Origin of the sequence: Rhizobium sp. CF142 (genome assembly GCF_000281145.1) — a bacterium.
In the GTDB taxonomy this organism is placed as follows: domain Bacteria; phylum Pseudomonadota; class Alphaproteobacteria; order Rhizobiales; family Rhizobiaceae; genus Rhizobium.
In genome coordinates this window covers 38,291-49,483 of the sequence record NZ_AJWE01000047.1, presented here as the reverse complement: position 1 = coordinate 49,483, position 11,193 = coordinate 38,291, and the positions used below count along the sequence as shown (strand labels likewise).

The 11,193-nt window shown below is 61.8% G+C and carries 15 protein-coding genes; 4 read left to right on the top strand and 11 right to left on the bottom strand.

What is annotated here, in order from left to right:
• Positions 1-663: SDR family NAD(P)-dependent oxidoreductase (locus PMI11_RS12505; protein WP_007817355.1), on the bottom strand; the 663-nt coding region annotated here is incomplete at its 3' end.
• A 136-nt stretch (positions 664-799) separates the two neighbouring features.
• Between PMI11_RS12505 and PMI11_RS12500 the strand changes: the two genes are divergently transcribed.
• Positions 800-1,474: a TetR/AcrR family transcriptional regulator gene (locus PMI11_RS12500; RefSeq protein WP_007817354.1), complete on the top strand. Its 675-nt coding sequence runs from the start codon at positions 800-802 to the stop codon at positions 1,472-1,474.
• A 157-nt stretch (positions 1,475-1,631) separates the two neighbouring features.
• Here PMI11_RS12500 and PMI11_RS12495 read toward each other — a convergent pair whose 3' ends face one another.
• The gene (locus PMI11_RS12495; RefSeq protein WP_007817353.1) at positions 1,632-2,009 is read right to left on the bottom strand and encodes a nuclear transport factor 2 family protein; all 378 of its coding nucleotides are present in this window, start codon (positions 2,007-2,009) and stop codon (positions 1,632-1,634) included.
• A 115-nt stretch (positions 2,010-2,124) separates the two neighbouring features.
• On the opposite strand from PMI11_RS12495, the gene PMI11_RS12490 reads away from it, so the two are divergent.
• The gene (locus tag PMI11_RS12490; protein ID WP_007817351.1) at positions 2,125-2,574 is read left to right on the top strand and encodes a MarR family winged helix-turn-helix transcriptional regulator; all 450 of its coding nucleotides are present in this window, start codon (positions 2,125-2,127) and stop codon (positions 2,572-2,574) included.
• A 24-nt stretch (positions 2,575-2,598) separates the two neighbouring features.
• Here PMI11_RS12490 and PMI11_RS12485 read toward each other — a convergent pair whose 3' ends face one another.
• The 8 genes from PMI11_RS12485 to PMI11_RS12450 form a co-directional block, all read right to left on the bottom strand.
• The gene (locus tag PMI11_RS12485) at positions 2,599-4,146 is read right to left on the bottom strand and encodes an MDR family MFS transporter (protein WP_007817350.1); all 1,548 of its coding nucleotides are present in this window, start codon (positions 4,144-4,146) and stop codon (positions 2,599-2,601) included.
• Between the two features lie 235 nt (positions 4,147-4,381).
• A complete protein-coding gene (gene arsK, locus PMI11_RS12480; protein WP_007817347.1) occupies positions 4,382-5,617 on the bottom strand; it encodes an arsenite efflux MFS transporter ArsK in 1,236 nt (411 codons plus the stop codon).
• Positions 5,614-6,339, bottom strand: a complete 726-nt coding sequence (arsH, locus tag PMI11_RS12475) for an arsenical resistance protein ArsH (protein ID WP_007817345.1) — start codon at positions 6,337-6,339, stop codon at positions 5,614-5,616. The genes arsK and arsH overlap by 4 nt, the downstream gene beginning before the upstream one ends.
• Positions 6,314-6,742: an arsenate reductase (glutaredoxin) gene (gene arsC / locus PMI11_RS12470; RefSeq protein WP_007817343.1), complete on the bottom strand. Its 429-nt coding sequence runs from the start codon at positions 6,740-6,742 to the stop codon at positions 6,314-6,316. The genes arsH and arsC overlap by 26 nt, the downstream gene beginning before the upstream one ends.
• Entirely contained in the window at positions 6,739-7,443 is a 705-nt protein-coding gene (locus PMI11_RS12465) for an aquaporin (protein ID WP_007817342.1), read from the bottom strand. Before PMI11_RS12465 ends, arsC begins: the two co-directional genes overlap by 4 nt.
• Positions 7,440-7,883, bottom strand: coding sequence for an arsenic resistance N-acetyltransferase ArsN2 (gene arsN2 / locus PMI11_RS12460; RefSeq protein WP_007817340.1), 444 nt, complete (start codon positions 7,881-7,883; stop codon positions 7,440-7,442). Before arsN2 ends, PMI11_RS12465 begins: the two co-directional genes overlap by 4 nt.
• Positions 7,883-8,413 (bottom strand): arsenate reductase ArsC, encoded by a 531-nt coding sequence (locus PMI11_RS12455; RefSeq protein ID WP_007817338.1) that lies wholly within the window; start codon positions 8,411-8,413, stop codon positions 7,883-7,885. Before PMI11_RS12455 ends, arsN2 begins: the two co-directional genes overlap by 1 nt.
• Positions 8,410-8,766, bottom strand: coding sequence for an ArsR/SmtB family transcription factor (locus tag PMI11_RS12450; protein ID WP_007817336.1), 357 nt, complete (start codon positions 8,764-8,766; stop codon positions 8,410-8,412). The genes PMI11_RS12455 and PMI11_RS12450 overlap by 4 nt, the downstream gene beginning before the upstream one ends.
• A 42-nt stretch (positions 8,767-8,808) precedes the next feature.
• Here PMI11_RS12450 and PMI11_RS12445 point away from each other — a divergent pair, with 42 nt between their 5' ends.
• Positions 8,809-9,327 (top strand): DUF6428 family protein, encoded by a 519-nt coding sequence (locus PMI11_RS12445; RefSeq protein ID WP_007817335.1) that lies wholly within the window; start codon positions 8,809-8,811, stop codon positions 9,325-9,327.
• Between the two features lie 195 nt (positions 9,328-9,522).
• On the top strand, positions 9,523-10,167 hold the full coding sequence (locus PMI11_RS12440) for a pyridoxine/pyridoxamine 5'-phosphate oxidase (RefSeq protein ID WP_007817333.1): 645 nt from the start codon (positions 9,523-9,525) through the stop codon (positions 10,165-10,167).
• A 218-nt stretch (positions 10,168-10,385) separates the two neighbouring features.
• On the opposite strand, the gene PMI11_RS12435 is transcribed toward PMI11_RS12440, so the two are convergent.
• A complete protein-coding gene (locus PMI11_RS12435) occupies positions 10,386-11,078 on the bottom strand; it encodes a TetR/AcrR family transcriptional regulator (RefSeq protein ID WP_007817331.1) in 693 nt (230 codons plus the stop codon).
• Positions 11,079-11,193 lie beyond the last annotated feature (115 nt).

The window sequence follows — 11,193 nt, the reverse complement described above, 5'->3', positions numbered from 1 at the left end:
GGCAGCCGCCACATCGTGGGGCTCGCCATAGCGGCCGAGCGGTATCAGGGCGCGCTGGAAGTCGGCAAATTCCCCGTCGGCCGGGTTCATGTCCGTGTTGGTTGATCCCGGCTGGATCAGGTTGACGGTCACATCCCGAGGTCCGAGTTCGCGGGCGAGACCGCGCGTGAAGGACTGCAGCGCGGATTTCGTCATGAAATACACCGTGCCGGTGTCTCCAACGATGCGTTCGGCGCCGGCCGAGCCGATATTGATGACGCGGCCTCCCGCTTGCAGATGCGGAATGGCGGCCTGCGCGGCAAGCACCGGCGAGCGCACGTTGACGTCAAGCAGCGCATCGATCTGCGCGACGCTGAAGCCGGCGATCGTATCGTAAAGCGCGATGGCAGCATTGTTGACGAGAATGTCGAGACCGCCAAGCGCGCGAGCCGCCTCCTCCACCGAGCGCTTCACGGCCGCCGGATCGGCACTGTCGGCCTGGATTGCAAATCCCCGCCTGCCCTTGCCCTCGATAGCGCGAACGACCTCGGCGGCGCGATCGGCCGAACGCTCATAGGTGATGGCAACGTCGGCGCCCTTTTCGGCAAGCGCCACCGCAATGGCGGCGCCGATACCGCGCGATGCGCCCGTTACGAGAGCACGTTTTCCAGCAAGTTCAGTCATCAATCGTCCCTTTCTGTATTGATCGACACAGAATTAGCTAGGGGCGCCGAACGCGCACGTCAAGAATATTGTATCGATCGACACAAAATATCCAGAACCGTTGTCGAGACGCACCGGCGGGTTTATATAGTGACCGATGCAGAAATCGGACCAGACGCCGCAAGCCCAGGATACGACGGCTAACGAGACGACAGCCACCCGCACCCGCGGGCGGCCGCGCGCCTTCGATCGGGAAGCTGCGCTCGCCAAGGCGACCCGCCTGTTCTGGGAAAAGGGTTTCGAGGCGACGTCGATCAGCGACCTTACCGAGGCGATGGGCATCGGATCGCCGAGCCTCTACGCGGCCTTCGGCTCGAAGGAGGCGCTTTATGCCGAGGCATTGAACTACTACCACGAGACCAACGAGGCGCTTATCTGGGCAGGCTTTCGTGCCGCCCGCACGGCGCGCGAAGCCGTCAAGGCGCTTCTCATGGACTCGGCGGCGGTCCTGACCGGCTCCGTCGTCGATATTCCCCTCGGCTGCATGGTGTCCCTCTCCTCGGTCGGCAGCGAAGGCCATGCCGAACTCGGCGAACTGGTGCGAACCGCCCGCGCCGTCACGCTCGACCTTCTGAAACGGCGCCTGAGCCAGGCGGTATCGGCAGGCGAAATTCCAGCCTCGACCGACATCCACGGCCTCGCCCGTTTCGTGCAGACCGTCCAGAACGGCATGTCGATCCTCGCCCGCGATGGAGCAAGCCGCAGCGAACTGGAATCCGTGGCCGAGGTCTCGATGCTCGGATGGGACGCCCGCACGGGAGGACGATCATAGCGCGACGACCGGCATGAGCCGGAAGTGATCATGAGTCGGCAGACATGGCGATCTCTGCGCTCGCACGCGTGTGGTGGGAATTCCGATCTGGCTTTTCCCGACAATGGCCGGGCGCCAACGCACCGTAAGCCGGCGCCGGATGACCGCCCTTCCCGGCCTAATCCGCCTCGCCGATATCGAAGCGAACGATACTGTCGCCTTCCATGCGGAAGACATGCGTCACGGTCTTGTCCTTCAGCCCATGACTTTGCCCCTCCAGCGGCCGCCCGTCGAGATCAAAAACCCTCTGGATCACCTCGACCTCGATGCCCCCATCGTCCGCCTGCCGAAATATGACCGGCTCCACATGCGGGCTGACGATCGCCCATTGGCGTGTCCAGTAATCCCGAACCGCCTCACGCCCATGAACATGGCCGCCCTCCATGCCGTTCGCCCAGGCGACATCATCGGCCAGCACGGCAAGCACCGCGTCGATATCGCGCGCATTGAAGCGCTCATAGATGTGTTTGATAAGCTGCGTCTGTTTTTCCGACATGCTGTTTCCTCTCTATCGCTTAGCGGGGGTCGGGCCGACATTGACCAGCACGGCCCGCGCAGTTACATATGTACATATATAGTTTATGATCAACGGCCGACAAGGAGCAAATGAAATGAGTGAAGACGTGCTTTCCACGCCGGGGCATCTCATCAGCCTCGCGGCGCGCGGCTTCGCACGCCTTAGCGAGTCACGTCTGAAACCGCTCGGCTTCGGCGTCGGGCAATTGCCGGTTCTGGTGGCACTGAAAAGCGGCAAGGCAAGCACGCAACGCGACCTCGCCCGTTTCGCCAAAGTGGAACAGCCGCCGATGGCGCAAATGCTCGCGCGCATGGAGCGGGATGGCCTGATCGAACGCACACGCGACCCGACGGACGGCCGAAGCAGCCGCATCATGTTGACGGAGGCCGCACAGGAACGCATGCCCGATGCAATCGCAACCTTGTTTCAGGGGAATCGTGAGGCGCTGGATGGCTTCACACGCGCGGAGACGGAACAACTCGTCGCCTTGCTGACGCGATTGATCGCAAATCTGGATAAAATTGCGAGCGCTGACTTGCCATGACACGACCGGTGATTTTTCACCCCATCACCCCGCCGTCGCCGCCACCTTCCTCGCAAACGGCACCCACAACAGCGCACAAGCCGTCAGCACCGCAACCACCATCCATGCCTCGTTGAGCGCCTGAACGGTCGCAGCCGTCTGCACCAGTGGATCGAGCATGGATGTCGTATCGGCATCGAACTCTCCCTGATGCCCCGCAATCGCCTGCAGCGGTGCACCCACGAATGCCGCGACATCCATATCCCCCACCTTCAGCCGGTCCCACAGGCCGTCGCCGAGCGGTTCCGAGCGGGTGTAGACAACGGTATCGATCAGCGCGATACCGATTGCGCCGCCGAGATTGCGCATCAGGTTGAACAAGCCGCTGGCATCGGGAATGCGCTCCGGCGGCAGGGTGCCGAGCGCCAGCCGCGTCGGCGGCAGCAGGCAGAACATGATGGCGATGCCGCGGATGATCTGCGGCCAGAACATCGCGTCATAATCGGTCTGCGGGTCCTGAAAGGCGCTCATGCCGATGCCGATGGCAAAGAGCGTAAAGCCGGCCGCAGACAGCAACCGGGCATCCATCCGCTTTTCCAGGGCCACCGCGATCGGCGCGGTGACGAGTTGGGCAATGCCCGTCACCAGCATCGTCATGCCGATCTCAAGAGCATTGTGGCCGCGCACGAAGGCAAGAAACACAGGCATGAGGTAGACCGAGCCGAAGAGGCCGATGCCGAGAATGAAGCTCATTGCCGAGCCCGCCAGAAAGTTCCGATCACCGAAATTCCGGAGTTCGACCAGGGGTATGCGTCGGCGCAGCGACCGCCATGCGAACACGAATCCCGAGACCGCCGACAGGCCGATGAGGCCGGCGACGTAAAGCGAGGTCCAGCCGCTCGTCGGCGCTTCCTTGAGGCCGAGCTCCAGTGCGGCAAGGCTCGCCGCCATCAGCAGCAGTGACAGGGCATCGAGATGCCACAGCTCGGAGAGGTTGACATCCTCGCGCGGAAGCGAGCGCATGGCGACGAGCGCGGCAACAATGCCGGGGATGATATTGATGAGGAACAGCCAGTGCCATGAATAGGTCTCCGTCAGCCAGCCGCCGACGATGGGGCCGACGGTCGGCGCGAGCACGGCGAGAACACCGGCGATCGTCGTAGCAAGCGCCTGCCGCTCATCCGGAAACAGAATGAACACAGCTGAAAACACCGAGGGGATCAGCGTGCCGCCGGAAAATCCCTGAACGACCCGCCAGGCGACGAGCCCGCCAAAACTGTCGCTCGCCGCACAGCCCGCCGAGGCGATCACAAACAGTGACAGCGACACCACGAAGAGCCAGCGCATCGTCAGCAGGCGGGTCAGAAACCCCGTCAGCGGTATCGCCACCACCTCGGCGATGAGATAGGCGGTCTGCACCCAGCTCATCTGATCCGGATGGATATCAAGCGCGGACTGGATGGTCGGAAGCGATGTGGCGACGACCTGAACGTCGAGGATCGCCATGAACATGCCCAAGCACATGGCCAGAAAACCGATCCATCGGTGCAGTGGCGGAGCGGCGGACAAAACGAGTTCAGACCGGTCGGGCATGGAATGGTCCTGGAAGCAGTTCCGGCAAATGCGTGTGGCGGCGGACAATAGCAGTGCACAGAACGGCATGCCAAAAACATAATGGGAAAAGTGCGAAAGTGCCGATCACAAAGAGGTGGTGCCCGGCTGATGCCACTACCGGATGGCGCAATGCCGAAGGCAAGAACGAAGAGAGCGAGTGCGGAAAGTTGCTGACGCGCCGAAGGCGTTTCTCAAACTGCGTTCGGATATGGGGCTATGTCTCGGCACGACCGAGAGCGTGATGCGATCGGCCAAGCAATTGCGCCAGCCGGCCAATCGCGATGAACGCGAGGACGGCAACGGCACCAACGATGGCCGCAACCGTGAGCGACCACGAGACCCCGATGTTCTCCATCAGGAACGCCAGGATAAACGGAGCAGTCGACGAGATGACCAACCGGATCGCCAACACCTGTCCCTGTCGTCTGCCGTAACCCTCACTGCCGAAGAGCGCCAGCGGAAGCGTTCCCTGCACGATGCTGCTCAGGCCGGAGCCGAGACCAAAGACCACCGCGAACACCAGTGCACCAGGCACGGACGGGGCCGTGACGATTAGTACTGCCAGCGCCGCCGGCAGTAGCACCGCGGAGATGAGCGCCAGCGTCAACTGCGAGAGGCCGCCCCCAAAGAGCATGTTCGTGAAGCGGCTCAACACCTGCGAGGGGCCAAACAGCGTGCCGACCATCACCGCCATGGCTCCAAGACCAAGTCCTGACAGGACGGGAACCATATGGACGAGAAGTGCAGCGTTGACGAAGCTTTCCAGCGCAAAGCCCGTCACCATCAGCACGAAGGCCTGTGTGCGGATCGATGGCGCAAGACTGGGCTCGACATGCTTTGCCGGCCCACCGGAAGCTTCCTTGCGGCTCTTGCTGACGCTGAACGACAGCCAGGCATGGATCGGCAGGCAGACCGCGATGTTGAGAGCCGCAAAGACCAGATAGACCGCCTGCCACGACAGATGCGCGTGCAGCGCCGTCGTGATCGGCCAGAAGATCGTCGAAGCAAAGCCGGCGATCAGCGTTAGATAGGTAATGCTGCGCTGCGCAACTTTCGGCCTGATCTGCACCAGCAGTGCGAAGGCCGCGCCATATTGCACCAGATTGGATGCCGCCTCGATTGCGATCAGCGCGGCGACGAAGGCGACCTTGCCGGAAGAGAGGGCGCAACCCACAAGGGCCGCGGCGGCGATGGCCGAGCCACCTGTCATGACCCGGCCGGCGCCGAAGCGGTCGATCCATTTTCCCATCGTCGGTGCGGCAAGACCGCCAATCAAGAGCGCGGCCGACAGCGCGCCAAATATCCATTCCGAAGACCAGTTCAAATCCCGCGCCATGCTCGGCGCCAAGATGCTGAAGCTGTAATAGAGCGACCCGTAACCGATGATCTGTGTCAGACCGAGGGCGAGGATTGCGGCGACCGGCGGTCGTTCGGCAATGGTCGTCGTCATATTGATTTGAGGCTCACGCGCTTTTCGAGTTTGTCGGCTTCTTCCTTCCGCTCGCTGTAGCGGTCGGTGAGGTAATGAGAAGCATCGCGCGTCAGCCAGGTGAACTTCACCAGCTCCTCGCAGACATCGACGACGCGGTCGTAATAGGATGAGGGCCTCATACGGCCATCGGCATCGAATTCCTGGAAGGCCTTCGCCACCGACGACTGGTTGGGAATGGTGATCATTCGCATCCAGCGTCCGAGGATACGTAATTGACCGATGGCGTTGAAGGATTGCGAACCGCCTGAGACCTGCATGACGGCGAGCGTCTTGCCCTGCGTCGGCCGAACCGATCCCACCGACAGCGGAATCCAGTCGATCTGCGCCTTCATGATGCCGGTCATCGCGCCGTGGCGCTCAGGGCTGACCCATAGCTGGCCTTCGGACCATTGCGACAGTTCCCGCAGCTCCTGCACCTTGGGATGCGTCACCGGCGCGTCGTCCGGCAGCGGCAAGCCCTCAGGATTGTATATACGCACCTCGCAGCCGAAATGTTCGAGCAGTCGCGCCGCCTCATGTGCAAGGAAACGGCTGTAGGAAACTGTTCTCAGCGAGCCATAGAGAATGAGGATACGCGGCTTATGCGTCGAGAATGGCGGACGCAGCAGCGCCAGATCAAGCTGGCGCAGATGCTCCGGCGAAGCGGCTGGCAAATCAGACAATGCGCTTGCCCTCGGCATCGAGCACCTTCTCGCCGTCTTCCTTGGTGAAGGCACCCTTATGCGTATCCGGCAGGATATCGAGCACGACTTCCGAGGGACGGGCGAGGCGCGTGCCTACAGGCGTGATGACGAAGGGGCGATTGATCAGGATCGGGTCTTTCAGCATCGCATCGAGCAACTGCTCGTCGGTCAGATCAGGATTGTCGAGGCCAAGCTCGGCATAGGGTGTGCCCTTTTCGCGGATAGCCTCGCGAACGCTCAAACCCGCATCCGCAATCATCTTGATCAGCTGTTCGCGCGACGGCGGGTTTTTCAGATATTCGATAACGTCGGGCTCAATGCCGGCGTTCTGGATCATCGCCAGCGTGTTGCGCGAGGTGCCGCATTCCGGGTTGTGATAGATCGTAACGTCCATGGTCATGAGGCGGATTCCGTCTTGGTGAGGGGTTCAGGATTGCGGGCTTCCATCAGCAGCCATCCGGCGAGCATCAGCGCCAGCAATGCGCCGAGGACTTCAGCAACGATAAAGCCCGGCAGATCGATCGGGCGGATGCCGGAAAACGTGTGGGTCAGCGATCGGGCGATTGCGACTGCCGGATTGGCAAAGGAGGTGGAAGCGGTGAACCAATAAGCAGCGGTGATATAGAGGCCGACCAGCCACGCCACCGCATCGGCGCGAAACCTGATGCCCGCAAGGATGGTGAAGACGAGGCCGAAGGTCGCCGTCGCTTCGGAGAGCCATTGCGCTTCGCCTGATCGTACGGTTTCCGAGGCCTGCAGCAAGGGCAGTGCGAACATGCCATGCGCAAGCATCGTGCCGGCAATGCCGCCGACGATCTGCGCGATGATGTAGGCCGGAAGCGACGAGGCTCGCAGTTCACGCCGGAGCGCGAAGACCATCGAAACAACCGGGTTGAAATGCGCGCCGGAGATCGGGCCGAGGATGGTGATCAGCACGACAAGCATGGCCCCCGTTGCCAGCGTATTGCCGAGCAGCGCAAGCGCCGTATCGTCCGTCAGGTTATCGGCCATGATGCCGGAACCGACGACGGCTGCCACGAGCAACAGCGTGCCGAGCGCTTCGGCGACCAACCGCCGCGACAGAGGAAATACCGCACTCATGCCGGCAGGCTCCGGACCATCAGGGCGGCGGAGGCCGGACACAGGCTTGCGGCCTGGCGCGTCGTCAGGATGGCGGCGGGCGCTTCATCGCGAGCAATCGGACGAAAGCCGAGCGATTGAAAGAAAGCGGCGGCCGATTCCGTCAGCAGATAGGCAGCATCTGCGCCCTTCCTGTGGGCCTCATTGAGCAGGCCGAGCGCAATGGCATGGCCGAAGCCGAAACCCCGCCGATCGGGCAGCACGACAATGGAGCGCAGGAGTGCCGCCTCACCATAGAGTTCCAGCCCGCCGAAGCCGATCGTCTCACCATCACGCGAAAACCGATAGAAGCTGCGGCCGGCATCTGTGAGATCATCGACCGGAAGCCCGGCGCCGGAAAGTGCGGCACGCAGGCTTTCGTCATGGCCTTCCAAGGGCTGCTGATTAAGATCAAGACCCATCAGCTTGCCCTGGGCTGCTTGATGCTGGCGCCTTCCATGGAACCGATCTGGCGCAGGTGCGATTCCAGCGCGAGCTTGTCGATCGAGGCAAGCGGCAGGCTGATGAAGGACATGATGCGGTTCTTGAGGAAACGGGCTGCCTGGGCGAAGGCGCGGCCTATTTCCACCTCGCTGCCATCGACCGCGGCGGGGTCTTCGACGCCCCAATGGGCGGTCATCGGATGGCCGATCCACACCGGGCAGGCCTCGCCGGCGGCACTGTCGCAAACCGTGAAAATGAAATCCATCTCCGGCGCACCCGCTTCGGCGAATTCGTCCCAGCTTTTCGAGCGGAAGCCGGTTGCGGGATAACCCAGCGCTTCAAGCTCCTTCAGCGCATGCGGATTGACCTCGCCCCTCGGCTGACTGCCGGCCGAATAAGCCCTGAAGTGGCCTTTGCCTTCCGTATTCAGGATGGATTCCGCCAGGATCGAACGGGCCGAATTGCCCGTACAGAGAAAGAGCACATTGTAAACGCGGTCTGTGGTCATTGCAGTTTCTCTTCCATTTTAGGGGTGCAGCAGGCCGCAACCTCAGCGGCAGGCGCACAGATTTCCGGATGACCTGAGCAGCAATCTTCCATCAGGAAGCGGACAAGGCCGCCGAGCGCATCGTAATTCGCCGTGTAGATGATCGAGCGGGATTCGCGCTGCTGCGCAATCAGGCCGGAGCGTTCCAGTTCCTTCAGATGGAAGGATACATTCGACGGCGACACTTCGAGCTTCTCCGCAATCGCGCCGGCCGCCATGCCATCGGGGCCAGCGACGACAAGCATGCGGATGATGTGCAGTCGCGTTTCCTGCGACAATGCGCCGAACGCGATGAGGGCTTGACGTTGGTCCATATTTCAACAATCCTTGAATAATTGAAACGAGGAATAACGCAGATGAACGCGATCGACAACAGCAAAATGCAGAAGGACGATATCTCGCTGGGCGAACTCATGAGCATCCTCTCAGGCGCCAAGGATTCACCGCTGATTTTCTATTACGACGGGCGTCCGGTGAAGCCCGGCTATCATGTCACCGAAGTCAAGGCCGGCCAGTTCTCGGCGCTCGACTGCGGGGCCAATCCGGAAGCCTGGAGCGAGATCTTCATTCAGCTTTGGGACATCGAGGAAGGCGACCGCACCCATATGCCATCAGGCAAATTCCATGCGATCATTCGCAAGGTCACCGAGCATGTGAAGCTTGATGATTCGGCCAAGCTGACATTCGAAGTCAGCGACGGCGTGCAGCCGATGCAGCTTTATTGCGCGGCAATGCCGACCCTTCGTGCCGGCGCCGTCCATGTCGAGCTTGCACCGCGGCCGGCCAGCTGCAAACCGCGCGACCGGTGGCTGGCCGAACAAAGCCAATCGACCTCCTGCTGCGCCCCGAGCAGCGCCGCCAAGTGCTGCGGCTGAACGAAATCAATGTGCATTTTCTGAACATTGAGTGTTCGATCATATCGGTTTCCATGCTGCCCCTGATCGTGTTTCATCCACCTCACAGAAACGACGATTTCCATCAGGGAACAACAGCGCGGTGACGCGGCCGGCTCGGCAGGAGCCGCGTCCGCCGGCCGGGTCGTTCCCGCAAGAACCCCGAGAGGTGATGCCATGAAGGATGATTTGCGCGCGCTGGTCTCACTCGCCGGCCCCTACCCGCCATTCGATGCGGATGCCACACCAGACGATCCGCGCGATCTCTTCTCGTCATGGCTGCGCGATGCCATCGTATCAGGTGTCCGCGAGCCGCATGCCATGGTGCTCTCGACAACAGACGAAAATGGCGCACCCGACGCCCGCGTTCTCATCCTCAAGAACCTCGATGCCAGGGGCTGGCATTTCGCCACATCAGACAATGGCCCCAAGGGCCGGCAGATCGCCGTCAACCCTTATGTTGCGCTGACCTTCTACTGGCCGGCGCTCGGCCGGCAGGTGCGGCTGCGCGGTATCGCCTTTCCAGCGGGCGAACAGGAACGATCCGCCGATTTCCGCGCCCGCTCGCTCAGCGCCAGGGCCGCGGCCCTTGCCGGCCGACAGAGCCAGCCGCTGTCATCGCGCAGCGAACTCGACGCCGCTATCGACGCGCAGGCCAAACGCGTCCACGCCGATCCCGATATCGTCGCCCCGAACTGGCAGCTCTTCATCACCATGCCGCATGAGGTGGAGTTCTGGCAGGGCGCCGAAGACCGGCTGCATCACCGGCTCTTATATCGGCGGGAAAAGCCCGGCTGGCTGCGCGAGCGGCTCTGGCCATGAGCCCGAGACCTGCGCGGGTGCGATCAGACGCAAAATATCGAAGAATCTGAATCTCGCCCCTTGCAATCCGCCTCGCCGCGTATCATATCCCGGCTTCACCTGAAAACGGACTTGCGCTTGGTATCGACGTTGGTCGAGCCGCGTTCGAGTTCACAGGACAAGGGCGCTCCCCGAAAGGGTCGAGCGCCCTTTTGATTCCCGGCGATGGTCTGGCAGAATCAGGCGTAAGCCGTGCCCGCCACGGCCGCCTTCACACCTACACTCCCCTGATCGACGAGCGCGAGAAAGACGGCCTTTGCCTTGTCCGTATCCCGCCCCTGCCGAAGAGTCCGGTGCGCCTCGATGAAGGCGACGCTCCAGCTCGCAAGCAGCATGGCTGCCGCGAGCTTGGCGGCCGTATCAGCAGGGTCTTGGCCCACGGATTCGGCGAGCGCCACCGCCAATTCCCGAGCGATCTCGTCGCGGATCGCCCGCGCCCTCGCCTTCAGCGTTTCGCTGTTCTCCACTGTCTCGATGAAGCCCTGGCTCGCCGTGGAAAATAACAGATAAGGCGTCTGCTGCCTGACGAGTTGATGCGCGAGCAGGCGCAAGGTCTCGATGGGAGAAACACTGCCATCGCGTTGCCGCAGCGCTTCGCGCAATGTCTCGCGCGCCTCCTCGTCGCGATCGAAGAACATGTCTTCCTTGCGCGGGAAGTGGTTGAAAACCGTCATCCGCCCGACATCGGCAGCGGCAGCGATTTCATCGACCGTCACATTCTCGAAACCGCGCTCGAAAAACAGCCGGTCGGCGGCAAGCGAGATGGCGCGGCGCGTGGCGCGGCGCTTGCGGGAGCGCCGGTCCAGCGGCCCAGAATCCGAGGCTTCCACATCTGAAGGGTCTGAGGGTGTTTTATCTGATGGCTTCGGCATGATGCTCTCAATAGCAGGATTTATGTACTGAGTACATCAATCTTGACAGCGAGCGTTCAAGATCCTATCACTGTACTCAGTACACATTTGGATGAAGTACAGCATAAATCCGTTA